Raw genomic sequence first — 25613 nt, 5'->3', positions numbered from 1 at the left:
ACGTTAAATTTAGGTAGATCATGACCGGCGTAACGTCAATGATGCTCGGGGGCTTCGCCTTCGAGGGTTTGGGCTTTGGCTATCAGGGTGTCAAACGCAAGGTAAATACGCCTTGGGTGGATATGCCTGTTGGGCAAACCCTCAACCAGCAGCAATGGACCGGCCCCACGTCCGACGAAGTGACAATCTCGGGGGTGATTTTCCCCGAAGAGTTCGGCGGGCAATCGCAGCTTGACGGTATTATTGCTGCGTCGATGTCTGGAACCGAAATGATGCTTGTGACCGGCGATGCCGCGCAGGGCGTCATACAAGGAATGTTTACGGTCCAAAGCGTCGAAGAGGATCGCAGCTACATTAACCGCCGGGGCGAGGCAGGGCGAAACGCCTATTCTATCACGCTCAAACGCTCCGGTTCTGGCACGTTGCCAAGTGCGGGCGGTCTTGTGGATCGGGCTGCATCCTTCCTGTCAGAGCTTTTCAGGTGACGCCATGGCGACGATTTACACCACACGGCAGGGGGAGACGGTTGATCTCGCCTGTCTCGCTTTCTATGGGCGCACGGCCAAAGTGGTCGAAGCCGTCATAGATGCCAATCCGGGTCTTGCCTCGCTCGGGCCTGTTCTTCCTCTCGGCACGAAAATCACCATGCCGGACATACCCGCCACCAGCACGGCCAAGCCGTTGACCAGCCTTTGGGACTGACCATGAAACCGCGCGTGGAAGTTAGTATCGACGGCGTGCCGGTGGCAGGCCATTTCTATGAGCGTTTGCTTTCCCTCACCGTCACTGACGAAGAGGGCATGAAATCCGACACGGTGGATATCGAACTGAATGACGGTCCGCCGAACTTTCTGGCAATCCCGCGTAAGGGGGCCATCATTTCGGTCAAGATGGGTTTCGGTGACGATCTCGTGCCGAAAGGCATCTTCACCGCGGATAAAGTCAATGTCGATTGCCTGCCTTACAAAATGTCTATTTCCGGCAAGGCTGCGGACCTTCGCAGCGGAAAGCTGAAAGAGCGGCAGGAAAGGTCATGGGATAAATCGAAGCTCGGCGATATCCTGTCGCAGATCGCCAGCGAAAGCGGGTTAGCCCCTGCTGTTGATGATGACCTTGCCGACTTTGAATATGACTGGCTGGCGCAACAGGACGAAAGCAACATCAATTTCCTGCGGCGGCTGGCTGAGCGGCATAACGGCCTGTTCGCGGTCAAACAAAGGCGGCTGATCTTCACCCGGCTTGGTTCCGGCTTGTCTGCATCCGGCGCGCCGCTCGGCTCCATCATCCTGACGCCTGAGAAAATCAAGGTCGGAAGCCTGAAAGTCGAAATCAACGACCGCACGAAATACAGCAAGGTCGTGGCGTACTATCAGGATTCCGATAAGGCGGAGCGCGTGGAAATCGACGCGGATGCAGATGCCGACGGCGATAGCGTTTATCGTCTGCCGGAACCGTATGCATCGCCCGCCGAAGCCGACAAGGCCGCGCAGGCGAAAGCCAAGGAATTGCGGCGCGGTGAAGGCTCGGTTTCCGTCACCGTGATTGGCGATGCCGGTATTGATGCAGGCTTGCCGTTACTGTTCGCCGATGTCCGGCCCGGCGTGGACGGTGTGCCATACATCATCAAGACGGCGAAAACGGCCTACACGAAGACCGGCGGTCTTGAAGTGGCGGTTTCGGGCAGGCTCTACGATGGCAAATCCGCAACTGAAAAATCGGCCGGTACGGAAAGCGGTGGTTCCAGCGCTACGCCGGACGCCTCGAAAACAACCGGCAAGGTTGCCCCAAACAGCGCGCCCGGTACGCCCGCCACGCCATCCGCATTCCTGACCCCGCGCCGCTTCGGTCGGACGGACGAAAACTAGGGCGCGGCCCTTCCATTCTTCCATAAAATCTTAAGGAGATAACCATGTCCGTTGTGACCACGTCACCGCGTGGGCGCGGCTTTATGAGCGCTCATGAAGGAAACCCGCTTACTTGCTACCTTGACCCTGTCCGTGTTCCGACCATCGGGCGCGGTTTCACGATGCGCAGCCGGTATGTTCGCCGCGAACTGGAAAAGATCGGCATTACAAAATTAGTGCCGGGTAAAACGAAACTCACGTCAGCCCAGTCGGATGCCATCTTCGCGGCAGTGCTTCGGGACGAATTCGAGCCTGCGGTGGTTGCCAAGTCACCGAACACTCGCAAACAGCATGAAATGGATGCGGCGGTGTCGGCGATATTCAATCTTGGCACGGGTGCCATGGATTGGCAGTGGGCGAAATTCTGGCGGGCAGGAAAGCAAAAGCAAGCGGCGGATTATCTTGCCAGCCACTACAACACTGCGGGGGGCAAGAAGCTGCCCGGCCTCGTTCGCAGGCGCAAGGAAGAAGCCCTTTTGTTCGAAAAGGGAATCTACACGGGTGTTGGTGAAGGGGTTCCGCGTTCGGCGCAAGAGACAAAGCCCGCGCAGCCCGATCCGGTAGTAAAGGAAGCGCAATCGATCCTCTCTGCGAAGGGCTTTAATCCCGGCGCAATCGACGGCTGGATGGGCGAAAAGACTGCTGCCGCAGTCAAGGCATATCAATCTGCGCACCCGCATCTTGTTGCCGATGGCATCATCGGTCCCGCCACCTTGTCGCAGCTGCGTCGTGACGCAGCCGCCACGAAAGAGGCGGTGCAGGGCGGCGCTGGCTCGCTCTTTGGTTCCGGCTTTGCCGCATGGTCGCTTGGTTTGCCCTGGGGGTGGATCGCGCTTCTTGTCGGGGCGGTCGTTCTTGGCATCATCGCCTATCGGAAGCGCGACGTTCTCTCCCGCCGGATTAACAGTCTGCTTGGTCGCGAGGTCGCGGTGTGATGGCAAAAACCGGAGTTTACGTTTTGCTTGGGCTTGTGGCGGTGTCTCTCATCGCCACTGGCATTCTCATCATTGACCGCAACGCGACGGATCGCGCGGTAATCAAAACTGAAAGGCAGAATAATGCGGCTGGGGATAGGGCGGACAGCGCTCGTCATCGTTTCGACGATTGCGCTGGCGGGGTGTGGGATTTCAGGGCCGGTCGATGTATCCGGCCTACGCCGGGTCGTCGGAACTGACCTGATCGGCGCGCGGGGCGCAACGTCGGAAGATCAACGGAAAATTGACCGGACGGTTGCGGGCCTTTGTGGTGGCGACGTTTGGAACCGGGACGAATGCGCCCGTCATGGAAAAGGTCGCTGAAATGCCGGAAAAGTACACCTCTTTCATCGAACTGATGAATGCGTGGGTTGGTGGTGCATTCACCACTATCATCGCCTCCTTGCTTGGTCGCTTCATGTGGCACGGGAATGAGGCGCGGAAAGGTCGCCGCAAGTTCTTCGGCATCGAACTTTTTTGGGAACTGCCTGTCGCGCTCGGCATGGCGGTCATCGGCGAAAGCGCAGCCGCTTACGCCGATCTCGGGCAACCTGCATCAACCGGGCTGATTGCGCTTCTGGCCTATCTTGGGCCGCGCGGTGTCGAAGCCCTCTTCCATAAGTGGTTTGACCGGCAGATAACCCACTGATGTGAGAAGCCGCCCAGCTCGCTGGGCGGCTTCTCACATTTTGTGGCTTGGCTATCAATATATTTTGACTTGATGATATTCATGAATTATTTCAAATATATTTCCCCCTAATCATATATGAATACTGATCTCTCGAGTGCGCTCAACAATAGAAGTGGTACGCGTTTGATACTGGAATCCACCAGTTCATCAATTAATGACGCGGAAATTGTATTTGAATTGATTTCCTTGATCCATTTGTTCGGGTGATATCTTGCAACCATGCCCGCAATGTAAAGGCAGACATAATAGAATCCGAACTCATTCAGGTAATCACCATCCCCAACGAAATACATTTGTTTGATGCTTCCACTGAATGATTCTGGAGAATGCCAGCCTTGCATTTCTCGCATCGTATTGATTGTTATTAGAGCTCCGTTAGGCGGCGCTTGTATGGTGATGTCTTCGTACATCAGGGGCTTGAACAGAAACTTGTCCATCACTGCCATTCTGATGGCGGTGGGGGATGGATGCAGCGTGTAAATCAGATGTGCGTCCGTATTAGCGTTCGTGTCGTCGAAGGTGGTAAGACTCTCCATCCGCCCACGCACAAGTTTCGGATTTTTTCCGAATGATTGGAGACTCTGTTGGAGGTCGGGAAGATGGAGCATCGCTTCCAGCAGCGTTAAAGGTGTCGATGGGAAAGGCAGTTCTGAGAGGGCGGTCACGGAAGAAACAGGCTCGTGGCGAGACGTTCCGCTTTCAGACCCAAATTGAAAATGGCGCTCCGCGTAATGTGGGATATGGGTTGCGTAACCGTGCCATAATCCAAACAGTCCATTCAAAGAGCCGTCCCTGTGGCGCTTGGCTTCTGCGCCAAATTCCAAGACGTCCTCCCCGATTTTCAATTCAAGTCCGTGCGAGTTGAAACGACCGTCGCGCCTCGCAAAACTATCATTTCCAGTCCCATCCCACAGAATTAAGACATTGGCCAAAGCCGTAAGACCGTAGTAAGCCTGCAAAGCCCGCGTACTTGGGCCACAGATCTCCGCCGATCTAAAAAACTCTTTTGCTTGTGTGATTGAGAACGCTATTTCTTGGATTTGTTTCTTCACATTCCCGCGCTGGGTTGAAGGTATTTCAGGCCGTCGGCTCATCAGGCGGTCAGTCGAGCGCTCTATATCTTGGAACTGACTTAAACGCCTCCAGATTGTTTCGCGCGAGCGGCTCTCGTTAATAATCGTCGTTGAATTATATAAAAAACTAGCTGGCACGGGAAATCCATATGCTCGATGGTCGGATCGGCGCCATAACACCCACAGCGCAACTCATGTTGAGGACGTATTTGACCGTTTCACTAGAAGTGAGGGATGATCTTCGATCTCGGTGTCGACGTTTTTGAATTGCGTGCTGACTGACCATAGTTCCCAGACTTTTTCCGCACACGGCGCAGGTATTTCGGATTTTTAGACTAACAATTCCTGCGGTGACCGTTGCAACACGCGCGTCTAATAGCTTGCCGCCCTCATCGCTGATCATCAGCGTTTCCTTTCAATGTGGTGTGCAATCAAGCGGACGATTCTCCAGCTAAAAAAACCTTCCTATAAGTCTGTCCAATCATCGGTCATGATCTGGCTGGCTCTTTTTGTAATCCGAGTAATTATACGTCTTTCCCTTTGCCATACTATCGGCTGGGCGAGTTGCCAACGAAACGGCAACTCCATGACAGAGTCGGGTTCAAGCTCATCGAAATTTTCCGGATAATAAACCGGCAGAAGGCTCGTTTCTCCTGCGTCCAGCGCGATGGAAATAGATTCTTGCGAGATCGATTGAATAATCGCACTTAGAGTGTTGTCTGTGGAGACGGAAAGATTTGTACTTTGCAGGCCATTTTCGAATGTGACTATGAGAGGTCTAGTCGCATTGTTAGTAATTCGCAGCGAAAGGAACTTGTTCGCTCCGCCAATAATCAGCGGCTGCGAAACAAAGATTGCGGTGGGATGCTGACGAAACCATTTTTCCCAAACAATAAATACGAAACTTGCAAAACCCGCGAACGCCCCCAGGGCTTGGAGAAAGTCAATCATTCTGATTAAAAGTCCTCGTCGGTATCGCCCTGCTGTGTAGGATCGTATTGTAGGAAGTTGAATCGGTCTGCGATCGCCTTGAACTGCTCAACCTCGCTGTCGTCGGCATATACGTAAAGCCATCCTCTGCATGTACCCATTGTGAAATGGTGAACAGTAATTTTCAGCAACATCGCGACGGTGATTAGATCGCGGACTTCTGCAAACTTAAGTTCATCATTCAAGTTGATGACCTTCACCACAAGCCTCCGCGCGGTCAGTAAATTTCTTCACCTGAAATGAGGGCGTAAACGTCCTCCCCGAAGTGTTTCCGAAAGACGCTCGTTAACTCATCGCACAGTGCCCGAGCTTCTACTGAATCCTCCACCACGTTTTCGTAAAGCTGGCGGATAATGTCCTCCAACTCCTGCCCCTTCATTAAGAATTGGTTTTTCATCTCGTGGGGGACTGACGTTGTAACGAGGCCGTCTGGCCCCGACAATTCAGAATATGGCCCCATCAAGTCATGGAAAGCGGACCTTCGGGCGCTATAGTCATTTACGATAGTCTCATTGACCTCGTAACGTAGGGCCAGAATATTACACCGATCAACTAGGTCTGCTCGCTTTGCTGCGATCAACGGTGCAAATTCGGCTGGATCGTATCTTAATCTCGAAGGAGTTGGGGATATAACTGGCTTCGTGGTTTCCCACATGGGGCGCAATAGTCGCCGGGCTTCATTCGCTCTCTGGCGAGATTTGTAGAAGTATTTCTTTAGCGTGAAGAGGCCGTTGGCGATTTGTTGTGTTTTAAGGATGATCGCGAGCGCCATCGCTCTTTCGTTCGCTCGGCGTTGCGCTTCGTCTCGGGCTAGAGTTTCCCTACCGGCTTCCTTCGCCAAGAACCATGATACCATTCCACCAAGGGCCGCCCCACCGAAGCCCGACAGAAGGGTGGCAAAGTCCGCTTTACTAAGTGACGCCATCCAACTGAAAATATCGAAATCGGTAACTGCAACTGCGAGTGCCAAAAGAATGACAGTCGCTAGCATTCCAACAGCGAACACATAAAAATCGTGCAGATACTCTTTCACCCGCTTATCCCCTTCGCCCGACGCGAGGCTACAGCTTTTGGCCGGTGCTAGTCCAGTATGTGTCCGAAGCGCAGAAGTCCTGTGGGCGCTTCCTATATGCTTCCTGTGAAAAAAATGCGAAGGGGATGAAGTTTGAAGGCCTTGAGAAATATGGCGCACCCGGCAGTATTCGAACCTGCGACCTTTGGAATCGGAAGCCAGAGAATCTGAGAATGGCATTGGACACTTTTTGAAAAAGCCTAGTAAGTGTATGGAAAACCAAAGTGTCCAACAATGCCGCAAACCGCTGATTTTCCATAAAATCAGCGGCCCGGCTTGTGGTACCATTATTAAGAAGTAGTACGGCCCCCGTACCCGAAATATCCAAGTCTTTCCGCATGTTTTCGGGCGCGCATAGTTTTACAGCGCTCTTGAAAACATTGAGAGAATTTCGACGCCAAAGGAAGAGTTTTACCCGCAATGTATTGAAATCGTTACGTTAGACTGAGCTTCCCAAGCTGAATACGAGGGTTCGATTCCCTTCACCCGCTCCAGTCTCCTTGATCCCCTCGCCAAAAATATTGGCCCCTGTCTGCTGCCACGTCGGTGGCAGCGGGACTATGTGATTTTGCTTGACTACGATTAAATTGCACGTAATAGTTGATCCAGTCGTAACATGATGGGGAAATGTTATGAGTCGCAAACTTCTCTCTGAATTTTTGGGAACCTTCTGGCTGGTCTTTGGTGGCTGTGGCAGCGCGGTTTTTGCTGCTGCTTTTCCTGAACTCGGCATTGGCTTCCTGGGTGTCGCGTTCGCCTTCGGTCTGACGGTTCTGACCATGGCCTACGCGGTTGGCGGTATTTCCGGCGGGCATTTCAATCCAGCTGTTTCGGTCGGCCTGTCCGTTGCCGGTAAATTTCCGGCAGCAAACCTAGTGCCCTATATCGTTGCGCAGGTCTTGGGGGCGGTCGTTGCCGCGGCGGCTCTTTACGTGATCGTCACCGGCAAGGCGGGGGCTGACATTGGTGGTTTTGCTGCCAATGGCTATGGGGAGCATTCGCCGGGGGGACATTCGCTCCTGTCGGCGTTGCTGATCGAGGTTATTCTGACGGCGTTTTTCCTGATCATCATTCTGGGGTCGACGCATGGCAGGGTGCCGGTCGGTTTCGCGCCGATCGCCATCGGTCTTGCGCTTACTCTCATTCATCTGATCTCCATTCCGGTCACCAACACGTCGGTCAACCCGGCCCGCTCCACGGGGCAGGCCCTGTTTGTCGGTGGATGGGCTCTGCAGCAGCTGTGGCTGTTCTGGCTTGCCCCGATCGTCGGTGGGGCGATTGGCGCTGTAATCTGGAAAATTTTCGGTGAGGAAGAGAAGGTCGGCCATGCCGGCTCCATCCAGCCCGCACAGACGTGATTAGGAGGCTTTGTTTTTCCGAATGGTCGGGAAAACAAGTGAGGAGGATGACATGGATCTTGCTTCGATATTGGCCCAGATCATCGGCGGTGCGGCTGGTGGGACAGCCGGTGGAAAGATACTGAAGGACTCTGACCTTGGCGCGCTCGGCAACCTGATTGCCGGCGCCATTGGCGGTATTGGCGGTGGAACCGTGCTCGGATCGCTGCTTGGGGCGGCGGGAGACGCGGCGGCTGGCGGTGTGGATATCGGCGTCCTTGCTGGCCAGCTCGTTGGCGGCGGTGTCGGCGGTTTGATCGTCCAGGTCATCGTCGGCCTGATCAAGAACAAGCTTGTTGCACGATAATCGACCACGCTTGAAATGAAACGGGACGTCTGCCGGACGAAGCGCTCCGGCAGACGTCGATTATATGCGCATTGGTGGGCGAGTTGCGTAAGGCCGGCTTCGGTTTTGCAAATCGCGACGATACCGGCAGAAAATGGAAGCCGCCTTCTGCGACCAGGTAAAGGATCGAAGCGGCAACCGTTTCAGGTAGTGTTGCTAACGCTTGGTACGTGAGGCGTCTTGTTCCAGACGAAAGGCTTGGTTTTTAACTCAAGCACGGCACGCCAGGCCGCCAGAGACAATATCAGCCAATAAAGCGGAATTGCCAGCCAGCGTTTTCCCACCTGCCTCCTCTCGTAATCGATCATCCTGTTCCTGCCCATCAGCACGAATATGGCGTAACTGCCGGCGATGTTCAGCGTATCGGTAAGAAACAGAACGCCCTGCCACGAAAACAGCATGTCTGCACCGCTGTCCCCGATAGCCGTGGCCATCCACGCCACGGAAATGAAGAGCAGGGGATGAGCCATCGACGACACCAGCATGCCGCCGATCAACAGTTGGAAGACGATATAGGAGAGCCATCCCATGCGGCGCGCCGTCGCAACAGGCGCGCGGGTCATCACCAGCCAGCTCTGCAGCCAACCCTTGTACCAGCGCGCCCGCTGGTTGAGCCACACGGGAAGCGCGGTGGGCGCGTCCTCCAGCGTCTGACGGTATATGACGCCGCATCGATAGCCGAGTTGGTGCAGCCTGAGGCCAATATCGGCATCCTCAGTCACATTGTAAGGATCCCAGGCGCCGACGCGACGCAATACGGCGGTGCGGAAATGATTGGACGTGCCGCCAAGCGGCAGCGGTAGCCGGTGCGCCGCAAGCACGGGCAACATTGAACGGAACAGACCGGCATATTCCAGGGCGAAACAGGCACTGATCCAGGAAGAGCGCGCATTGCTGATGATAAGCGGCGCCTGCAGGCAGGCCACGTTCTCCGGCTGATGGCGGAAGGTCGCATAGGCTTCACGCAATTGCAGCGGATGTGGCCGATCTTCCGCGTCATAGATGGCAACGAACGCCCCACGCGCGCCGGAGAGCGCATAGGTAAGCGCCTTGGGCTTGGTCCTCGGCAGGGAAGGCGGCACTCTCACGATCTCAATATGCTGTCCGGGATTTAATCTAAGGATGGCGTCGATTGTGGCCCCGTCATCTGCCTCGCAGACGAGCTTGATATCCAGTCGGGATTTCGGCCAGTCGAGCCGCTCCAGCGCGCCGATGAGCTGGCTGACGATGGCGTCCTCACGATAGAGCGCCACCAGAATGGTATAGACCGGCAGATTTCCGTCGGGTTCGAGCGCAGCTGCGGTCGTCGTGTCTTTCTCTCCTGAAGTCTGCATCAGCACAAACAGCCTGAACAGCAGTGTGAAGAAATAAAGCATCGTCAGGGCGACGTGGATGACGGCCATGGCCGTCTGTGTGTGAAACAGCAGCGAGAGCGTAAGCAGGGTGACGACGATACCGCTATAAAAGCCCTGATGACCTTGAAGCGTGATCCTTGCAGAGTACTGCGGCGCGGTGTTGAAGAGTTGCTGGCGAGCCTCACGACAGCGGCGTGTTTCACCCGCCTTCCAGATCGCATCGCGCATGGCATGCGGCGTCGTCACCACGAGCTCGTCCAGAAGATGCGGATGTCGATCCAGCAGGCTTTTCAGTAATTTCATCCGCGCCAGCTCGGGCACGATCAGAAGTGCTGGTTTACCGTTCGCAGGCGTCAGCCGTAGCAAGCGCGGCTCGGCTAGCTGTGTATCGAGACGATGGACATCTGCGACCCGGTCCGGATCGATCTCCGCGACAAAGGGTAACCGCAAAAACCTCGCGAAAGCGCCAAAATAGGCATCCGTCGCGACAAGGCCGCCGGCCAGCAGTTCCGCTTCCAGCGTCGAGCCGTTTTCCAGCGCCAGCCGTTCGCACGCGCTGATATACGGCTTGCCAAATCCCAGCGCCCGAAGGAAGCGCATGTGTCCGGCTTCACCCCGATCAGGAACCGTCTGGGGTGGATTGTCGCCTATGCGGGAAAATGCAATTTTTCGCCCGGCAGGCGTCGTGCGAAACGATTCTCGTGTATAGTGTCGCAAATAATCCATGCACTGCCGCCACCGTCATGGTAACGCCCCACTTCCTGCTGCGGATAGTATAGATGAGAATGACGATTGTAACGCGAAATATAATTCTTGTTTTTACTTTAGTGTTCGCTTTGCAAGTTGTCGGTATTTTCGAAAAGCTTCATGCGGAGGGCCTGTCGGACGGGAACCGCATGCCAGTGCTTTTCGACGCTCAGGAGCGGTTTCCCGGTGGCGACCTTTCCTCCGTCCCCCGCATCAGGTTTTTGATGTCGGTGGATTTTCCGCCCTTCAATTTTACCGATCAGGAAGGCCGGCTTGCGGGTTTCCATGTCGATCTCGTTCGCGAGGTGTGCGCGCAGCTCAAGGTGGAGAGCAAATGTCAGGTACAGGCCTTACCCTTTGACGAGCTGGAGGCGGCTCTGGAGATGGGAGAGGGCGAAGCGGTGATTTCCGGTCTCGCCGTCACGGCCGAGCTGCGCAAGAGCTTCACCTTTTCGCGCCCCTATCTTCTGTTGCCGGCCCGGCTGGCTGTCAACAAGGCGACGAAATTTGCCGGCTCCGGCGCCGACGCACTGTCCGGCAAGAAAGTGGGCGTGGTGACCGGTTCCCGGCACGAACAGATGCTCAAGGCATTTTTTCCCAAGGCGGCGGTTGAGGGTTTTGACGGCTACGAACCCATGTACGGTGCTCTGAAGGCCGGTAAGGTCGACGCCATCTTTGCCGATGCCCTGCGCTTGCCGTTCTGGGTTTCAGGAAGCGCATCCGAAGACTGCTGCGCTCTTTTTGGGGGGCCTTATATGTCGGACAGGTTCCTCGGCGAGGGCCTTTCCATCATGACGGTCGATCCGGATAATGTGCTGGTGCCGGCCTTCGATCAGGCGCTTGCCGCTCTTTCCCGCAACGGCCGGCTCGAAGAGATCTATCGTCGTTATTTTCCCTACGGGCTCTATTAGGAGAGACCCGGACCGACTCGATTCAACTGAATGAGGCGGGCTCTATTTGACCGCAGCGAAAGCCTCTTCGCTCCGCCGCAGCCGTAGAAGCGCCACCCACACAGCTGCCGCTATGGCGGTTTCGACGATGAAATAGCTGCCGATCGTTCCCGAAATGCTGAAAGACCAGGTGAAGAAGGCAACGACGACGGAGCCTATGAGATTGCCGCTGTTCCATATCTTGGCGCGGATATCCTGGCGCCCGGAGGCCCCCAACGCTTCCAGCGCGGTAGCGGCCACCGCCATCGGCAGTACGACCCAGCAAAGCACACGGGTGATGGTGGGAAGCGAAACATATTCGTCGCCAAATAAAAGCGGCAGGAAGGGCGCGATGATGAAGATTGCCAGCGCACTGCCGGTCGCGATAAACAGCGCCGCTTTCAGCACATTATAGGCGCGTTCGATGGTTTTGCTGATACCCTGCAGCGCTGCAGAGGCCGATCCGGGATAGATGAGCCGGTTCAGAGCCTCGACGGAAAGATAGGAGCTGTCGAGAATCCGCCGGGCGATGGAATAGCTGCCCAGTACCTCCGCACTGGCGATGGCTCCAAGGACGAGAATATCGGCATTGCCGCGTACCGCCTTGAACAGGAACTGGGTGGAAAACAGGATGCCGATGCGAATTTCCTCCCGAACGATCCGAAAGACCGGTCGGCCGAGCCTGCCTATTGCCTTGACGGAAATCACGGCTGCAATCGTGTGGGCGGCGAGGTTCCAGAGTGCCCAGGCCTCGACCGTTTCCACCTTGAAGACGAGGCAGGCAACCACGGCGGCAATGGTGCGGGCGACGGCAAACATCACCTCCAGCTTGTTGGCCGAGGCAAAGTCGGAATGGGCGATGAAGCTTTGCGTGGAAAGCGAAATAACCTTCAGGAGAACGAGGTTGGTGAACAGGATCAGGAAAGTGGTGATCAGCGTGTGCAGCAACGTTTCCGACGTCGGGAAAAACACCGGGATCGTCACCATGCCGATGAGCGTCAGGACCACACCCGTCGCCGCGCTGAGGAGATAACTGTGGCCAAGCATGACGGGGAACATGCCGCGATCCTGCGCCACGCGACGAATGAGCGATTCCTGTGAGCCGATACCGCAAATCTGAACGCCCAGATTGGTCACGGCCGTGATCGAAGCGTAAAGCGCGAATTGTTCGACACCCAGATGGCGGGCTAGCAGCGCGAAGGTCAAGAGCTGGGCGGCGCTGGACATCAGCAGCGCGCCTCCGGATGCCATATAGGCCAATCCAAGTCTGACAAGATGGCCGAGCCGCGGCGTGTTCAACGACACCTCATTCTCCGTTTTTTCCGGCATTGCCGGGCGAATTCAAAAGGACTGTCCCTTTTAAAGTCTTACGAACTGAAAGGGCGGCAACCGGGCGGTATTCGACACCGACGACCTGAATGAATGACAGTTTCTCCTGTCTTAGCCCTGTTGAGGTAAGAGAGGGTTAAAGCAATTACACAATAATGATGATAATGACTGTTTATGGTTATTAGGACATCGCCCGGTTCAGAAGGGTTTCGTTGTTCGTTGCAGGGCAGGTCCATGATCCGATTTTCCGTTCCCGAAGCAGGCTACCATGCCGCGTTTTGCTGATACGCGGTCCATTTCTGCGGAAAACAGCAGTGCCATGTCCCTGTCGGGCGGCCGTCGCGACGCGATTTTTTTTGTCGCCACGATGCTTTACATCTGGATTTCGGTCGCGCCCTTTGAAAATCTTGCGGCGCCGCCCGTGCCGCGCGCCGCCGCCAATCAGCTGACCGGTCTGGTGATCGCGCTGATCCTCGGTGTCTTCGCACTGCGCCATCGTCTGACGGGGCTTTTGCTGAGGCCCCGCTTGCCAATCCTGCTGCTCTTTTCCTGGCTCGCGCTTTGTTCGGTCCTTGGTGCGGAGCCCGGCACGTCGTTGCAGCGCCTGATTTTCACGGCGCTCCTGTGTTTTATCACCAGCGTGCTGGTCGTCATGCCGCGCGACAGGCGGCAATTCGACCGGATGATGGCCGTTTTCGCCATTCTCCTGCTGGCGCTTTGTTATCTCGGGGTTATCTTCCTGAGCTCGCGCGCAATCCATCAGCCTTACGATCTCGATGAGAAGGCGCTTGCAGGCGATTGGCGCGGAATATTCAATCATAAGAACGCCGCCGCGCCGGCAATGATCATTCTTTTCATGGTGGGCCTTTATCTGCGCAATGCCTGGTCCACGCTGGGCGGAATAGCGATCACGCTGCTGGCCGGCTTTTTTCTCTGGAAGACCAACGGGAAAACTGCAGCGATGCTTTTGCCCGTCACCATCGCCCTGGTCTGGGTCATGGAGCGGCATGCCGGGCGGACATTGCTGATGATCGGTGGCCTTCTGGCGTTTCTCAATATCGTTGCAATCGGCTCCACCTATTTCCCGAGCATACAGAGCCTCGTCGAAAGCCTGGGCATCGATTCCACGTTCACCGGACGGACGGATATATGGCGCCTGTCTTTCGACACCTTTGCGCAATCGCCGATCTTCGGACAGGGATTCCAGGCCTTCTGGACAAGCGACCGGCTTCTGTCACAGGCCGATATCTCCGAGACTTGGGCGGTCACGGCCTTTCACGCGCATAATGGCTATGTCGAGAGCCTTTTGAATGGCGGACTGCCCGCCTTCGTCCTCACTCTCATATGGCTCGTGATCATCCCCGCAAATGATTTCCGAACAGCGGTGGACAGAGGCACGGATCCCGGCCTGACGCGGCTTTTTGGGCGAATTTGGGTATATGCGCTGCTTTCTTCCTGTCTTGAGAGTAATTTCTTTACCGGAACCGGGCCTATCTGGTCTTCTCTTCTTATTGCGATCTATTGTTTGAGACATCAGGCTTACGACATACTGGAACAGGGACAGTAATTTGCACGGCGGGCCGGGGGGCTAGTATGACGCAGAAAATCGGAACGATCGCAGACCGGGTTAATAACCGGCTGGTGCGGTATTTCCCTGGACCGACGGCGCGGATCGAGACATCCGAACCGATTGTCTCCTTCACATTCGACGATGTTCCGGCGAGCGCCTGGACCAGCGGTGCCCGCATTCTGGAAAACGAGAATGTTCGCGGGACCTTTTATATTTCCGGGGTCTTCATCGACAGGCATGACGAACCGCAGGACATGATTTCCGCTAGGGGCTGTTCGGAACTGGCTACGGCCGGTCATGAGCTCGCCTGCCATACCTATTCCCATCGCAAACTCTCAAGCTTTTCACGGCGAGGGCTGGAAGAGGATCTCGATCGTAATGAAAAGGTGCTGGCCTCGTTCGACGAGAACGGCCACAGGCGGAATTTCTCCACCCCCTTCGGCATGGCTTCGCCACTCATGCAGCCCATGCTGCGGCGCAGGTTCAGGACTGCCCGCGGGATCATGCCCGGCATCAACCGCGGCAGCATCGATCCGCATAATCTTGCTGCCGTCGAATTGCGGCCCGATCCGAACTATCTCGATGCCGCTGATCGCTGGCTTGACGACGTCCTGCAAAACGGCGGCTGGCTCGTCATTTTTACCCATGATGTGTCGTCTGCGCCAAGCTTTTACGGTTGCCCGGAAGACAGGTTTCAGGGTTTCGTGCGTAAGGCGGCATCCGGTGGCGCAAAAGTCATGACGGTTGACGCGGCGGTGACGGCACTCGGCCTCTAAGGCACGGCACAGTGCTGCGCGCTTTTAGCCGTCGCGGTGAAAGCGATTATGACGTGTAGGCTATCGGCCTACTGGCTGGCCCATATGATGCGGGCGATCCATTCCACATCGGCCATCTCGAAGCTCCGATTGGGATGCTCAGGATTGAGCGAAAGAAGTTCGATGCTCTTGGGGCTTTGCCGCGCCAGCACCTTGGCCATCACTTCACCGTCACGGCTCTTCAACACCACGCGGTCGCCGCGCCGTACCTGCGCGCCAGGCTCCACGATGAGGATGTCGCCGTCGCGGTAAAGCGGCATCATGCTCTCTCCCTGCACTTCCAGCGCGTAGACTCCCTGTTTGCGTTCGGGAGACGAGGGAAACTCAACCACGTCCCAGCCCTGACCTGCCGGAAAGCCGCCGTCGTCAAAAAAACCGCCGGAACCGGCCTGAGCGAAACCGAGCAGGGGGATGGCACTTTCCGCACCGGCAGGTCGCGTCTGCGCCTTTCCGAAAGCATAACCGAAAAACTGATCCACGCTCGCTCCCGTCGCTTCGAGCACCTTGGAAACGGACTCCGTCGAGGGCCAGCGTTTGCGGCCGTCCGGCCCGAAACGCTTCGACTTATTGAATGAAGTAGGGTCGAGACCGGCACGCTTCGCCAATGCCGAAGGCGTCAGCTGATGGCGTTCGGCAAGCGTATCGATGGCGCTCCAGATCGTCTCATGTGAAAGCATGGTAGAAAGCCCGCAAACGGAGCCGATAGCGGAAAAGCTCCTGTCGTTAACACCTCGAAATCTAGACCATATCCGGTCCGGAGTAAAGTAAGGAAAGGAATAAAATCCTTGCTTACGCCACAAGAGCCGATGTGTTGATCTTGGCGAGCTGGATGACCGCCTGCGTGCGGCTGTCCACCTTGAGCTTCAACAGGATCGCGGAGACATGTGCCTTGATCGTCGCCTCCGAGACATTGAGCTCATAGGCGATCTGCTTGTTCAGCAGGCCTTCTGCCAGCATGCCGAGAACACGGCTCTGCTGCGGCGTCAGCGTTCGCAGCCTGCCGATGAGATCGGCGACATCCGGATCGTGCTCCTTTTCGCCGTGATGGCCGGCCGGTACCCACAGGTCGCCTTCCAGAACCGCGCGGATGCCATCACGGATGTCATCGATGCCGGAGGATTTTGAAATGAAACCGGAAGCGCCGAGTTCGATTGAGCGGCGGACGGTCGTCGCGTCATCCGTCGCCGATACGATGACGATCGGCAGGCTGGAAAACTCTGCGCGCAGCGCCATGAGGCCCGAAAACCCGCTGACCCCTGGCATGGCAAGGTCAAGCAGCATCAGATCCGCATCGTTACGGGCTGCGGCTGCGCGTCTGGCAGCCTCGAAATCACCGGCTTCAATGATGGTCTGGTGTCCGTCGAGGCCGGATACGGCCTGTTTCAGGGCACCGCGAAAAAGTGGATGATCATCTGCAATGATAATGACAAGTTCCGACATTCTGGCCCCCTCCCAAGGGCATTATGCGGTTCTTTTCCAGTTATTGACTCACTCCCTTTGCCGGTGGTCGAAACACGCCCGGCTCCTCCGCCAAAGGTTGCGCCAATCGGTTCCTCTTTACAAGGAAAAGCTTGTGGACAGGCGGTCTTTCAGGCTTTCAGCAATAAAAATACCGTGGAAACTGTGGACAATCCCCTAGCTTTACGGCAAACCGCGATGGTTGGAAAGCCATGGAGAGCGCATGCAGGAAACGCCCGCGATCATCTATAAAATCGTGCCGGAGACGTTGTGGAACGAGGCCAGGGCAAAGGGTGTCTTCGACGGCGCCGCCATCGACCTGACCGATGGCTTCATCCATTTTTCCACGGCCAGGCAGGTGGCGGAAACAGCCGCGCGGCATTTTTCCGGCCAGGCCGATCTGCTGCTGATTGCAGTCGACGGCGCGGCCCTCGGCGACAAGCTGGTCTATGAACCCTCAAGAGGCGGCGATCTTTTCCCTCACCTTTATGGGCCTCTTCCCTTGACCGCCGTGCTCTGGGAGACGCCGCTTGCACTCGATCACGACGGCCAGCACCAGTTTCCGGAGATTTTGTGATGAGCGGATTATTTTCCTCGATCGGCCGCAAGGGCCTGTTCCTGGTCGATCCGGAAAAGGCCCATGGGCTGTCCATTGCGGCCCTGAAAAGCGGCTTCCTGCCCACCTGCATGGTGCCGCACGATCCGCGACTGCAGCAGACCGTGGCGGGCCTCGTCTTCCCCAATCCGCTCGGCATGGCGGCGGGTTACGACAAGAATGCGGAAGTACCGGGACCGCTTCTGAAGCTCGGTTTCGGCTTCACTGAAATCGGCACCGTCACGCCGCGGGCGCAGGCTGGCAACCCGAAGCCGCGTATCTTTCGCCTTGTGGAAGATGAGGGCGTCATCAATCGCCTCGGTTTCAACAATGAAGGCCATGCCGCTGCGCTGGAGCGTCTGAAGCAGGCGCATCTGCGTGGCATTGTCGGCGTCAATATCGGCGCCAACAAGGACAGTGAAGACCGTATCGCCGATTATGTGCAGGGCATCGAGGCGTTTTATTCGGTCGCATCCTATTTCACCGTCAATATTTCGTCCCCCAACACACCCGGTCTCCGCGACCTGCAGGCGCGCGAAAGCCTTGCCGCCCTTCTCTCGGCTGTGCTGGAACGCCGCAGGGCGGAAGCTGAACGTTTCGGCAGACGCATCCCCGTCTTCCTCAAGATCGCGCCCGATCTGACCGAAGAGGGACTGGACGACGTTGCTGAAGAAGCGCTTGCCCATGATCTGGACGGCCTGATCGTTTCCAATACCACCCTCTCACGCGACGGCCTGCGAGCCAGCCCGCACAAGGGTGAGGCGGGTGGCCTTTCCGGCAAGCCTCTCTTCGAGCTCTCCACCACGGTTCTGGCCAAGGTGCGCCGTCGCGTCGGCGTCAATTTGCCGATCATCGGTGTCGGCGGCGTTTCGTCCCCGGAAACGGCTTTGGAAAAGGTAAGGGCAGGTGCGGATCTGGTACAGCTGTACTCCTGCATGGTCTATGAAGGCCCCGGTCTGCCATCTGCCATCGTTAAGGGCCTGTCGAAGCTGGTTGCCCGTGAGGGCGTGGAATCGATCCGTGATCTGCGCGACAGCGCGGTTGACCGCTGGGCGGATCGTAAGCTGGGCTGACAGCGAGCCTGAAAGGTCGAGGCAGCGCTTCCTCAGGGGCTCTCCCTCCTCATCCCTGTGCTTGTCACAGGGATCCAGCCAGCCCAAGAACTTGGGCTGAAAACACTCTCGCCGCCGCGCAGGCGCGCGTCGGCTGGATTCCTGTAACAAGCACAGGAACGAGGGACGAGGGTGGTTTCCCGCCCTTTACCTCAGGCGCAGAGCACCATCGCCCAATAGGGCCGGTTGCGGCTGGTGGCATCGTAGGCGACCGCCACGCCGAGGCCGTTATAAGGCCCAAGCATGTTTTCGAGGTGGTGTTTGGAGCCGATCCAGGCCTTCACCACCCGCTCCACGCTATCCTGACCGGCGGCCACATTCTCCGCCGCAGGAAGCGGCACATTCCCCTCCTTCATTCGGATCAGGAAACTGTCGGTCAGTCCAATCAGATGCGCCATCTTCTGCGCCTTGACCATGCGTCCGGCCTGATAGGCGGCGGCGCTGCTGGCTGCACCATTGATGGAAAGCGGCGAAAGTCCTTTCGAGCGTCGCAGGTCGTTGACCATTGGAAGCGCCGCTGCGGTCTCATCACGGGTGCCTGAAGGTACGCCCTTGTTGGTTGGAACGGAAACGCAGGCGGAAAGAACCGAACCGGCGGAAAGCAGCACGAAACCGCGCCGTGTAAGCGTCTGGAGAGAAGTGTCGGTCATGTCAGCGGCGATAGCTCAGAAGGCGCAGGATGATGAAGACGGGAATGACGATCGTGGCGCCCAGGATCAGATAGTCGCCGATCGCCCCCAGCGCATGGAAACCGCTGCGCCACAGGTCGACGACGAAGTCGCGCGCGCCGTAAATGATGTTCCACGGCGTCAAGCCGAAGATCGCCATCAGAAAGCCGACGAGCAGTGAAACCACGAGCAGCTTCACCACTGTTCGGGCCACTGTGTCGCCCAGCAATTTGTTGACCTCACCGGCCATCAGCAAGTCTCCTGTTTTGTCCTGACATATGAAACGGACCACATCGATGCAAGTTTTTGCGCACTATATCGCGCATATCAGCCAATTCCACGAGTGCGCCATGAAATAGGACTTGAGTTTTTTTATGGCTTGATAAATGACAGCGCGCATCTTCTCAGGAATCTTGAATGGCCCCAAACCAGTTTTCTTCCGGTGACGTCATTGCCGACCGCCGGGCGGACTATGCCCGCATGTTGGCGGAGGGCGGTGATTATCCCGCCGCCGCCGAACTCATGGAACAGGCGCTGGAACTAGCGCCACGGTGGACGGCGGGCTGGTTTCGCTTCGGGGAATATCACGAAAAGGCGGGGGAAACGGAAAAGGCCGTGGCGGCTTACGAAAAGGTCGCCGAGATGGATGAGGAAGGGCTGTTTGCAGCCGAACTGAAGCTTGCGGTTCTCGGCGCCGCAGAAACACCGGAACAGCCGCCGAGCCGTTATGTGGAAGGGCTGTTCGACGATTATGCCGACCGTTTCGAAACTTCGCTGGTCGAAAAGCTCGATTACAGCGTGCCGCAGAAACTGGCGGAACTGATCGAGAAGGCGGCGGATGGCGGGGTGTTCGACACTGTCGTCGACATCGGCTGCGGCACGGGACTCCTCGGCGTTGAAATCAGAGCCTTCGCAAAGCGGCTGGAAGGTTTCGATATTTCACAGAACATGCTTGCCAAGGCGGAGGAAAAAGATCTCTACGATCACCTCGGCCAGGCCGATCTTTCCCTCGAAGCTGAAACTTCGGGGCTCTTCACCACGACCCTGGCGCCGAAGCGCGCCAATCTCGTCGCCGCCGCCGATGTGATGATGTATCTCGGCAGTCTCGAAGCCGTCATGCACCTCGTTTCCGCCCTGTTGGCGCCCTCCGGCTTCTTTGCCTTTTCGGTGGAGGATGCGGCAGGGGAGGATGGTTTCGTTCTGCGGGAATCCCTTCGTTACGCCCATTCGAAAGCCTATGTCAGCGGTCTTCTGGAACGGGCGGGTTTTGATCTCATGGAAATTCGCAAGACCACCATTCGCAAGGATGCCGGAAAACCTCTTTCCGGCATTCTTTTTCTTGCCCGCGCCAAGGTCTGAACATCTCATTTCTTTCCATTTTCTCGATAGGTCAGCCTTCCTTACGTATCCATCTTGATCGGGTTCGTTTTGCAGTGCAAAATATGAAGAAACCGAGGGCAAAGCTTGAGAACGAGAAGCGTTTACGGCATGTGGAGTTCCGATCCGGCCAGACACGCGCCGGTGGAAGACGTGCAGGGCATCGTCACCGGCGCCATTGTCTCGGCGCTCGGCTTTTATCTGCTGAACAAGGTCGGCCTTTTGACGGGCGGGACCGCCGGTGTCGCCTTTCTCCTGCATTATGCCTTCGGCATCAGCTTCGGGCTGCTGTTCTTCCTCGTCAATCTGCCATTCTATTACCTATCCTTCCGTCGGCTCGGCCTTGCCTTTTCCTTCAAGACATTCATCGCCATCGGCCTTGTTTCGGTGCTGACGGAAGTGGAAGCGCGCTGGATGGTGATCGACAGCATCAATCCGCTGTGGGCGGCGCTGCTCGGTGGTCTGCTGCTGGGTTACGGATTGCTGGCGCTTTATCGCCACCGCGCCAGCCTTGGCGGCATCGGCATTCTGGCCATCTATATTCAGGATCGCTTTGGCATCCGCGCCGGCCTGATCCAGCTCGCCTTCGATGCCTTCGTCATGCTCTGTGCTTTCCTCGTCATCGATCCGGTCACGGTTGTCTATTCGATCGTCGGCGCCTTTGTCCTCAACATGTTTCTGGCCATCAATCACCGTTCGGACAGATATATCGTCGTGCGCTGAGCGACGGTGGTTGAAATCTCCCGCACTTCAGCGCAATAGCTCGGCAGGGCTTGGTATTCAGGGGACAAGGCATGGACGATACGAGCGCGCGAAGGCGTCTTAATCTTTGGGCCTCCGCGCCGGATCGTCATTCGCTGCTGGAAGACGCGCAGGGCGTTCTTGCGGGCAGCATGCTGGTATCGCTCGGCGTCACGCTGTTTTCCGCAGCGGGTCTTTTGACGGGTGGCACGGTTGGTCTGGCGTTCCTCGTGCATTACGGCACCGACCTCAGCTTCGGTACGGTCTTCTTCCTCGTCAATCTGCCGTTTTATTATCTCGCCTTCCGCCGCCTCGGCCTCGCCTTCACGGTCAAGACCTTCTGCGCCATCGCTCTGACAGCGCTGCTGTCGGAATATATGCCCGGCTTTTTCGCCTTTCAGAGCATCAATCCGGTTGCCGCAGCACTTTTCGGCGGATTGACGGTTGCGGCGGGCATGCTGGCGCTGTTTCGTCATCGCACCAGCCTCGGCGGTTTCGGCATTCTGGCGCTTTATCTGCAGGATCGTTTCGGCTGGCGCGCCGGCCTCGTGCAGCTCGCCTTTGACGGCATGGTGCTGGCCTGCTCATTCTTCGTTGCCACACCTTTTGTCATTATCTGCTCCGTTCTCGGAGCACTGGTTATGAACCTCACGCTTGCTATCAATCACAGGAACGACCGCTACATTGCCATGTAGCGGCCGCCGGTCGCGGGTTTGCGAGGTCAGGCCGCCTTCGCAGCCGCATCAACCGGATGCTGCGAGCGGAAACCGACGGCAATACGGTTCCAGGTGTTGATGGCGCCGATGGCCACCGTAATCTTCGCGATTTCCTCATCGGAGAAATGTGCTTTCAGCGCTTCGAAGGCATCGTCCGGAGCCCCGGTCTCAGCAATCTTCGTCACCGCATCCACCCAGCCGAGCAATGCGCGTTCCTGCTGTGTATAAACGGGAGATTCCCGCCACACGCTCATCAGGTTGATCCATTGTTCGGAAAGCCCGTCATGGCGGCTTTCCTTTACATGCATATCCACGCAGAAGGCGCAGCCATTGATGATCGAGGCACGCAGCTTGATGAGGTGAACGAAACGGCGTTCAAGTCCGCTGCCCTGAACGTAATTTTCAAGCGCCATGACGGCCCTGAAGGCTTCGGGGGATGCTTTGGCGTAGTTGATACGGGTTTTCATGGGTCTCTCCGTTGGTTGGGTCAGTTTGAAGTCATGCGTCATCAGTCCGGAAAGCGACGAAGCCCTCCAGCGTAGATCGGTTTTTCTTCGGAGCCTGTTTTCCAGTCTCAGCGCGCTGCTGTCTTGCGCTCGTTCAACTCCAGGAAGGCACAGCCACGCGCAGCAATTCCACCATCGTCAGTGGCGGCAAGATCGCCCAGAATATCGGCAATGGTGGTTTTGGCGAGTTCGGCCCTATAGACCTTCTCTGCCTTCAACATCGCTGCATTGATACCACAGGGCTTGGTGAAATACCGGCCCGGCAATGGGTTTGGTCCGCGTTGCCGGATTTCCGCGCAACGGAAAGCCGGCTGCGGCCCTTCAACGGCCAGAACGATGTCCAGCAGGGTGATCTTGTCAGTCGGTCGCGCCAGACGATAGCCGCCCTTCGGCCCCGGCACCGTGGCAACTATTCCCGCGCTGGACAATGATTGCAGGTGCTTCAGAAGATAGCTGGTGGAAACGCCGTGGAATTCCGCGAGCGCGGCCGCGGACAACACGCCGCCTTCGGAAAGTCCCGCCAGCATTCCCACGCTGTGAATGGCCTGTTCAACGCCGTCCCCGAGTTTCATCGGTCTTTTCCATGTCCTGTTGCTGCGCTATCATGGACATTATTTATCCATGATTATGTTTTCCTGTCAAGCGGCCCTGTTCCGCCCTTCTTTTTCTCAGGTTTTTCACTACGTTAAAGGCGTGAAACACACCGAGTCCCCCATTTCCGGCATAGATGTCGGCACCTTGCCCCTTTCATTCCAGAAATGGTTTGTCGAAAAAGGGTGGTCTCCGCGCGCCCATCAGCTGGAGCTTATGGCGCGGGCACGGGGCGGCGAGAACATGTTGCTGATCGCGCCCACCGGTGCTGGCAAGACGTTGGGCGGCTTCATGGCCTCGCTCACCGATCTGACAGAGCGGGGCAAGATACCGCCTGGCTCCGGCTTTGTCGGCGTGCACACCCTCTACATCTCACCGCTGAAGGCGCTTGCAGTCGATATCGAGCGTAATCTCACCAAGCCCGTTTCCGAAATGGGTCTGCCGATTGTCATCGAAACCCGCACCGGCGATACACCCCAGGCGAAACGCCAGCGCCAGAAGGTGCGCCCGCCGGATATCCTGCTGACCACACCGGAACAGGTCTCGCTGCTGCTCGCCAACAAGGAGGCCGAGCGCTTTTTCCGCGACCTGAAATATGTGGTGCTGGATGAGCTGCATTCGCTCGTCACCTCCAAACGCGGCCATCTGCTGTCGCTGGCGCTCGCCCGCGTGCGCCGGCATGCGCCCGATGTCCGTTTCATCGGCCTTTCGGCCACGGTGGCGGAGCCGATGGATTTGCGCCGTTATCTTGCACCGCAGGGGCAGGGGAAGCCGCCCGCCGGCTTGATAACCGTCGAAGGCGGTGCAAAGCCGGATATTTCCATCTTGCACACGGAAGAACGCATCCCATGGTCCGGCCATTCAGCGCGTTATGCCGGAAAGGACTTATACGAAGCGTTGAAGCAACATCAGACGACGCTGGTGTTTGTCAACACACGCTCGCAGGCGGAAAGGGTCTTTCAGGAGCTCTGGACGATCAATGACGACAATTTGCCGATCGCACTGCATCACGGCTCGCTGGATGCCGGGCAGCGCCGCAGGGTGGAAGCGGCCATGGCGGAAAACAGGTTACGTGCCGTTGTTGCCACCTCCACCCTCGATCTCGGCATAGACTGGGGTGACGTTGACCTTGTCGTGCATGTCGGCGCGCCGAAGGGCGCTAGCCGCCTCGCTCAGCGTATCGGCCGTGCCAACCACCGCATGGATGAGCCATCAAAGGCGATCCTCGTTCCCGCCAACCGCTTCGAGGTGATGGAATGCCGGGCAGCGCTGGATGCCAACTATATCGGCGCGCAGGATACGCCGCCGATCGCCGAAGGCGCGCTTGATGTTCTCGCCCAGCACGTACTCGGCATGGCCTGTGCCGAGCCTTTCGATGCGGATGAACTTTATCGCGAAGTCACCAGCGCCTCGCCCTATGCCGACCTGCCGCGTGCCACCTTCGATCGGGTGGTGGGTTTTACTGCCACCGGCGGCTACGCGCTGCGCACCTATGAACGTTATGCCCGCATCCGCCAGATGAAGGACGGTCGCTGGCGCGTGTCCAATCCGGCGGTAGCGCAGCAATATCGCCTCAACCTCGGCACCATCGTCGAGGCGGCGGAACTCAATGTCCGCATGGTCAAGCGCAATGCCAAGGGCACGGTCGGTCGCGGTGGCATGTCGCTCGGCAAGGTCGAGGAATATTTCCTAGAGCAGCTGGTGCAGGGCGATACTTTTCTCTTTGCCGGCAAGGTGCTGCGGTTCGAGGGCATCAGGGAGAATGAATGCCTGGTCTCACAGGCCTTTTCCATGGATCCGAAGATACCCTCCTATGCCGGTGGCAAATTTCCGCTTTCCACCTACCTGGCAGATCAAGTGCGCTCCATGCTGGCAGACCCGACACGGTGGCATGCCCTGCCGGATCAGGTTCGCGACTGGCTGGCAATCCAGAAGGAGAAGTCGGTCATTCCCAAGCGCGACGAGCTACTGGTGGAGACCTTCCCCTTCCGTAAGCGCTTCTTCATGGTCATGTATCCCTTCGAGGGACGGCTGGCGCATCAGACACTCGGTATGCTTCTGACGAGACGGCTGGAACGGGCCGGAGCAAAACCGATGGGTTTTGTCGCCACCGATTATTCGCTGGCCATCTGGGCCATGGAGGATATCGGCATGCGGCTGAAATCCCGCCGCCTGTCGCTGGCCGACCTTCTCGATGAGGACATGCTTGGCGACGATCTGGAAGCATGGCTGGACGAATCCTTCATGCTGAAACGTACCTTCCGCAACTGCGCCATCATTTCCGGCCTCATTGAGCGCCGCCATCCGGGCAAGGAAAAGACCGGACGGCAGGTCACGGTCTCCGCCGATCTTATTTATGACGTTCTTCGCAGCCATGAGCCGGATCATATCCTGCTGGAAGCGACGCGACGCGATGCCGCAGCAGGACTTTTGGATATTGGCCGTCTTGGCGATATGCTGAAGCGAATCAAGGGACACACCACGCATCGCGCGCTGGAGCACGTTTCACCCCTCGCCGTTCCGGTCATGCTGGAAATCGGCCGGGAGACGGTGGCGGGCGAAGCGATGGACGATGTGCTGGCGGAAGCCGCTGATGAGCTGATCGCCGAGGCCATGTCCTGAGATATGCCCATGTGCTGAAGTATGCATTGAAGGAA

Annotated in this window: 29 protein-coding genes; 17 read left to right on the top strand and 12 right to left on the bottom strand. The window is 57.2% G+C overall.

Features of this window, described 5'->3' with window-relative positions:
• The first annotated feature begins 20 nt into the window (after positions 1–20).
• From FHW77_RS09595 to FHW77_RS09575, 6 genes are all read left to right on the top strand, one after another.
• Positions 21–485 (top strand): phage tail protein, encoded by a 465-nt coding sequence (locus FHW77_RS09595; RefSeq protein WP_182590453.1) that lies wholly within the window; start codon positions 21–23, stop codon positions 483–485.
• Positions 486–489: 4 nt separating this feature from the next.
• Complete coding sequence (locus tag FHW77_RS09590) at positions 490–702, top strand: tail protein X (RefSeq protein ID WP_142841030.1); 213 nt, start codon at positions 490–492, stop codon at positions 700–702.
• A gap of 2 nt (positions 703–704) precedes the next feature.
• The gene (locus FHW77_RS09585; RefSeq protein WP_182590452.1) at positions 705–1865 is read left to right on the top strand and encodes a phage late control D family protein; all 1161 of its coding nucleotides are present in this window, start codon (positions 705–707) and stop codon (positions 1863–1865) included.
• A 44-nt stretch (positions 1866–1909) separates the two neighbouring features.
• The gene (locus FHW77_RS09580) at positions 1910–2839 is read left to right on the top strand and encodes a glycoside hydrolase family protein (protein ID WP_182590451.1); all 930 of its coding nucleotides are present in this window, start codon (positions 1910–1912) and stop codon (positions 2837–2839) included.
• A 123-nt stretch (positions 2840–2962) separates the two neighbouring features.
• Positions 2963–3202 carry a hypothetical protein gene (locus tag FHW77_RS26695; RefSeq protein WP_286086103.1) on the top strand — a complete coding sequence of 80 codons (240 nt, stop codon included), beginning with the start codon at positions 2963–2965 and terminating at the stop codon, positions 3200–3202.
• 1 nt (position 3203) lies between these two features.
• Complete coding sequence (locus FHW77_RS09575; RefSeq protein WP_182590486.1) at positions 3204–3527, top strand: phage holin family protein; 324 nt, start codon at positions 3204–3206, stop codon at positions 3525–3527.
• Between the two features lie 107 nt (positions 3528–3634).
• Here the strand turns inward: FHW77_RS09575 and FHW77_RS09570 are convergent, their stop codons facing one another.
• The 4 genes from FHW77_RS09570 to FHW77_RS09555 form a co-directional block, all read right to left on the bottom strand.
• Positions 3635–4780, bottom strand: coding sequence for a YaaC family protein (locus FHW77_RS09570; protein WP_182590450.1), 1146 nt, complete (start codon positions 4778–4780; stop codon positions 3635–3637).
• Positions 4781–5107: 327 nt separating this feature from the next.
• Positions 5108–5593, bottom strand: coding sequence for a hypothetical protein (locus tag FHW77_RS09565; RefSeq protein ID WP_182590449.1), 486 nt, complete (start codon positions 5591–5593; stop codon positions 5108–5110).
• A gap of 5 nt (positions 5594–5598) precedes the next feature.
• The gene (locus FHW77_RS09560; protein WP_182590448.1) at positions 5599–5832 is read right to left on the bottom strand and encodes a hypothetical protein; all 234 of its coding nucleotides are present in this window, start codon (positions 5830–5832) and stop codon (positions 5599–5601) included.
• A gap of 17 nt (positions 5833–5849) precedes the next feature.
• Complete coding sequence (locus FHW77_RS09555; RefSeq protein ID WP_182590447.1) at positions 5850–6665, bottom strand: hypothetical protein; 816 nt, start codon at positions 6663–6665, stop codon at positions 5850–5852.
• Positions 6666–7336: 671 nt separating this feature from the next.
• Between FHW77_RS09555 and aqpZ the strand changes: the two genes are divergently transcribed.
• Both aqpZ and FHW77_RS09545 read left to right on the top strand, forming a co-directional pair.
• The gene (gene aqpZ / locus FHW77_RS09550) at positions 7337–8062 is read left to right on the top strand and encodes an aquaporin Z (protein WP_004439781.1); all 726 of its coding nucleotides are present in this window, start codon (positions 7337–7339) and stop codon (positions 8060–8062) included.
• Positions 8063–8114: 52 nt separating this feature from the next.
• Positions 8115–8408, top strand: coding sequence for a hypothetical protein (locus FHW77_RS09545; RefSeq protein WP_004439782.1), 294 nt, complete (start codon positions 8115–8117; stop codon positions 8406–8408).
• A gap of 182 nt (positions 8409–8590) precedes the next feature.
• Here FHW77_RS09545 and FHW77_RS09540 read toward each other — a convergent pair whose 3' ends face one another.
• Entirely contained in the window at positions 8591–10528 is a 1938-nt protein-coding gene (locus tag FHW77_RS09540; RefSeq protein WP_004439783.1) for a glycosyltransferase family 2 protein, read from the bottom strand.
• Positions 10529–10698: 170 nt separating this feature from the next.
• Here FHW77_RS09540 and FHW77_RS09535 point away from each other — a divergent pair, with 170 nt between their 5' ends.
• On the top strand, positions 10699–11460 hold the full coding sequence (locus FHW77_RS09535; protein ID WP_034496325.1) for a transporter substrate-binding domain-containing protein: 762 nt from the start codon (positions 10699–10701) through the stop codon (positions 11458–11460).
• A 42-nt stretch (positions 11461–11502) separates the two neighbouring features.
• Here the strand turns inward: FHW77_RS09535 and uppX are convergent, their stop codons facing one another.
• Complete coding sequence (uppX, locus tag FHW77_RS09530; RefSeq protein ID WP_004439788.1) at positions 11503–12807, bottom strand: Wzx-type polysaccharide biosynthesis protein UppX; 1305 nt, start codon at positions 12805–12807, stop codon at positions 11503–11505.
• A 268-nt stretch (positions 12808–13075) separates the two neighbouring features.
• Here uppX and uppY point away from each other — a divergent pair, with 268 nt between their 5' ends.
• Together uppY and FHW77_RS09520 are read left to right on the top strand one after the other, a co-directional pair.
• Positions 13076–14374, top strand: a complete 1299-nt coding sequence (gene uppY, locus FHW77_RS09525) for a Wzy-type polysaccharide biosynthesis protein UppY (RefSeq protein WP_004439789.1) — start codon at positions 13076–13078, stop codon at positions 14372–14374.
• 26 nt (positions 14375–14400) lie between these two features.
• A complete protein-coding gene (locus tag FHW77_RS09520) occupies positions 14401–15153 on the top strand; it encodes a polysaccharide deacetylase family protein (protein WP_004439791.1) in 753 nt (250 codons plus the stop codon).
• A 68-nt stretch (positions 15154–15221) separates the two neighbouring features.
• On the opposite strand, the gene FHW77_RS09515 is transcribed toward FHW77_RS09520, so the two are convergent.
• Positions 15222–15869: a S24 family peptidase gene (locus FHW77_RS09515; protein WP_004439793.1), complete on the bottom strand. Its 648-nt coding sequence runs from the start codon at positions 15867–15869 to the stop codon at positions 15222–15224.
• A 112-nt stretch (positions 15870–15981) separates the two neighbouring features.
• On the bottom strand, positions 15982–16632 hold the full coding sequence (locus FHW77_RS09510) for a response regulator (RefSeq protein WP_004439795.1): 651 nt from the start codon (positions 16630–16632) through the stop codon (positions 15982–15984).
• Between the two features lie 241 nt (positions 16633–16873).
• Here FHW77_RS09510 and FHW77_RS09505 point away from each other — a divergent pair, with 241 nt between their 5' ends.
• Entirely contained in the window at positions 16874–17227 is a 354-nt protein-coding gene (locus FHW77_RS09505) for a DUF952 domain-containing protein (protein ID WP_004439797.1), read from the top strand.
• The gene (locus FHW77_RS09500) at positions 17227–18318 is read left to right on the top strand and encodes a quinone-dependent dihydroorotate dehydrogenase (RefSeq protein ID WP_004439802.1); all 1092 of its coding nucleotides are present in this window, start codon (positions 17227–17229) and stop codon (positions 18316–18318) included. The genes FHW77_RS09505 and FHW77_RS09500 overlap by 1 nt, the downstream gene beginning before the upstream one ends.
• Positions 18319–18509: 191 nt before the next feature.
• Here the strand turns inward: FHW77_RS09500 and FHW77_RS09495 are convergent, their stop codons facing one another.
• Both FHW77_RS09495 and FHW77_RS09490 read right to left on the bottom strand, forming a co-directional pair.
• Positions 18510–19007, bottom strand: a complete 498-nt coding sequence (locus FHW77_RS09495) for a CAP domain-containing protein (protein WP_004439804.1) — start codon at positions 19005–19007, stop codon at positions 18510–18512.
• 1 nt (position 19008) lies between these two features.
• Complete coding sequence (locus tag FHW77_RS09490; protein WP_004439806.1) at positions 19009–19275, bottom strand: DUF6460 domain-containing protein; 267 nt, start codon at positions 19273–19275, stop codon at positions 19009–19011.
• A gap of 167 nt (positions 19276–19442) precedes the next feature.
• Between FHW77_RS09490 and FHW77_RS09485 the strand changes: the two genes are divergently transcribed.
• The 3 genes from FHW77_RS09485 to FHW77_RS09475 all read left to right on the top strand — a co-directional run bounded on the left by FHW77_RS09485 (position 19443) and on the right by FHW77_RS09475 (position 21838).
• Complete coding sequence (locus tag FHW77_RS09485) at positions 19443–20384, top strand: class I SAM-dependent methyltransferase (protein WP_004439808.1); 942 nt, start codon at positions 19443–19445, stop codon at positions 20382–20384.
• Positions 20385–20513: 129 nt separating this feature from the next.
• Positions 20514–21125 carry a YitT family protein gene (locus tag FHW77_RS09480; RefSeq protein ID WP_006698960.1) on the top strand — a complete coding sequence of 204 codons (612 nt, stop codon included), beginning with the start codon at positions 20514–20516 and terminating at the stop codon, positions 21123–21125.
• A gap of 71 nt (positions 21126–21196) precedes the next feature.
• Entirely contained in the window at positions 21197–21838 is a 642-nt protein-coding gene (locus FHW77_RS09475; protein WP_004439810.1) for a YitT family protein, read from the top strand.
• Between the two features lie 26 nt (positions 21839–21864).
• Here the strand turns inward: FHW77_RS09475 and FHW77_RS09470 are convergent, their stop codons facing one another.
• Together FHW77_RS09470 and FHW77_RS09465 are read right to left on the bottom strand one after the other, a co-directional pair.
• Positions 21865–22326, bottom strand: a complete 462-nt coding sequence (locus tag FHW77_RS09470; protein ID WP_004439812.1) for a carboxymuconolactone decarboxylase family protein — start codon at positions 22324–22326, stop codon at positions 21865–21867.
• A 107-nt stretch (positions 22327–22433) separates the two neighbouring features.
• Positions 22434–22937 (bottom strand): RrF2 family transcriptional regulator, encoded by a 504-nt coding sequence (locus FHW77_RS09465; RefSeq protein ID WP_004439813.1) that lies wholly within the window; start codon positions 22935–22937, stop codon positions 22434–22436.
• 49 nt (positions 22938–22986) lie between these two features.
• Here FHW77_RS09465 and FHW77_RS09460 point away from each other — a divergent pair, with 49 nt between their 5' ends.
• Positions 22987–25578 carry a ligase-associated DNA damage response DEXH box helicase gene (locus tag FHW77_RS09460; RefSeq protein WP_004439816.1) on the top strand — a complete coding sequence of 864 codons (2592 nt, stop codon included), beginning with the start codon at positions 22987–22989 and terminating at the stop codon, positions 25576–25578.
• Positions 25579–25613: the final 35 nt, after the last annotated feature.

The organism is Agrobacterium sp. RC10-4-1 (genome assembly GCF_014138475.1).
Taxonomy (GTDB): Bacteria; Pseudomonadota; Alphaproteobacteria; order Rhizobiales; family Rhizobiaceae; genus Agrobacterium; species Agrobacterium pusense.
Note: the sequence above shows the minus strand (reverse complement) of the source record. Positions and strands in the feature narration are given on the sequence as shown.

Excerpts from the sequence above, each read along its gene's own strand:
- FHW77_RS09465 (WP_004439813.1), bottom strand. The coding sequence starts at position 22,937 with ATGAAACTCGGGGACGGCGTTGAACAGGCCATTCACAGCGTGGGAATG.
- FHW77_RS09545 (WP_004439782.1), top strand. The coding sequence starts at position 8,115 with ATGGATCTTGCTTCGATATTGGCCCAGATCATCGGCGGTGCGGCTGGT.
- FHW77_RS09540 (WP_004439783.1), bottom strand. The coding sequence starts at position 10,528 with ATGGATTATTTGCGACACTATACACGAGAATCGTTTCGCACGACGCCT.
- uppY (WP_004439789.1), top strand. The coding sequence starts at position 13,076 with ATGCCGCGTTTTGCTGATACGCGGTCCATTTCTGCGGAAAACAGCAGT.
- FHW77_RS09585 (WP_182590452.1), top strand. The coding sequence starts at position 705 with ATGAAACCGCGCGTGGAAGTTAGTATCGACGGCGTGCCGGTGGCAGGC.
- FHW77_RS09515 (WP_004439793.1), bottom strand. The coding sequence starts at position 15,869 with ATGCTTTCACATGAGACGATCTGGAGCGCCATCGATACGCTTGCCGAA.
- FHW77_RS09490 (WP_004439806.1), bottom strand. The coding sequence starts at position 19,275 with ATGGCCGGTGAGGTCAACAAATTGCTGGGCGACACAGTGGCCCGAACA.
- FHW77_RS26695 (WP_286086103.1), top strand. The coding sequence starts at position 2,963 with ATGCGGCTGGGGATAGGGCGGACAGCGCTCGTCATCGTTTCGACGATT.
- FHW77_RS09580 (WP_182590451.1), top strand. The coding sequence starts at position 1,910 with ATGTCCGTTGTGACCACGTCACCGCGTGGGCGCGGCTTTATGAGCGCT.
- FHW77_RS09520 (WP_004439791.1), top strand. The coding sequence starts at position 14,401 with ATGACGCAGAAAATCGGAACGATCGCAGACCGGGTTAATAACCGGCTG.
- FHW77_RS09495 (WP_004439804.1), bottom strand. The coding sequence starts at position 19,007 with ATGACCGACACTTCTCTCCAGACGCTTACACGGCGCGGTTTCGTGCTG.
- FHW77_RS09510 (WP_004439795.1), bottom strand. The coding sequence starts at position 16,632 with ATGTCGGAACTTGTCATTATCATTGCAGATGATCATCCACTTTTTCGC.
- FHW77_RS09590 (WP_142841030.1), top strand. The coding sequence starts at position 490 with ATGGCGACGATTTACACCACACGGCAGGGGGAGACGGTTGATCTCGCC.
- FHW77_RS09505 (WP_004439797.1), top strand. The coding sequence starts at position 16,874 with ATGCAGGAAACGCCCGCGATCATCTATAAAATCGTGCCGGAGACGTTG.
- aqpZ (WP_004439781.1), top strand. The coding sequence starts at position 7,337 with ATGAGTCGCAAACTTCTCTCTGAATTTTTGGGAACCTTCTGGCTGGTC.
- FHW77_RS09460 (WP_004439816.1), top strand. The coding sequence starts at position 22,987 with ATGATTATGTTTTCCTGTCAAGCGGCCCTGTTCCGCCCTTCTTTTTCT.
- uppX (WP_004439788.1), bottom strand. The coding sequence starts at position 12,807 with ATGCCGGAAAAAACGGAGAATGAGGTGTCGTTGAACACGCCGCGGCTC.
- FHW77_RS09565 (WP_182590449.1), bottom strand. The coding sequence starts at position 5,593 with ATGATTGACTTTCTCCAAGCCCTGGGGGCGTTCGCGGGTTTTGCAAGT.
- FHW77_RS09595 (WP_182590453.1), top strand. The coding sequence starts at position 21 with ATGACCGGCGTAACGTCAATGATGCTCGGGGGCTTCGCCTTCGAGGGT.
- FHW77_RS09500 (WP_004439802.1), top strand. The coding sequence starts at position 17,227 with ATGAGCGGATTATTTTCCTCGATCGGCCGCAAGGGCCTGTTCCTGGTC.
- FHW77_RS09480 (WP_006698960.1), top strand. The coding sequence starts at position 20,514 with ATGTGGAGTTCCGATCCGGCCAGACACGCGCCGGTGGAAGACGTGCAG.
- FHW77_RS09475 (WP_004439810.1), top strand. The coding sequence starts at position 21,197 with ATGGACGATACGAGCGCGCGAAGGCGTCTTAATCTTTGGGCCTCCGCG.
- FHW77_RS09575 (WP_182590486.1), top strand. The coding sequence starts at position 3,204 with ATGCCGGAAAAGTACACCTCTTTCATCGAACTGATGAATGCGTGGGTT.
- FHW77_RS09485 (WP_004439808.1), top strand. The coding sequence starts at position 19,443 with ATGGCCCCAAACCAGTTTTCTTCCGGTGACGTCATTGCCGACCGCCGG.
- FHW77_RS09535 (WP_034496325.1), top strand. The coding sequence starts at position 10,699 with ATGCCAGTGCTTTTCGACGCTCAGGAGCGGTTTCCCGGTGGCGACCTT.
- FHW77_RS09470 (WP_004439812.1), bottom strand. The coding sequence starts at position 22,326 with ATGAAAACCCGTATCAACTACGCCAAAGCATCCCCCGAAGCCTTCAGG.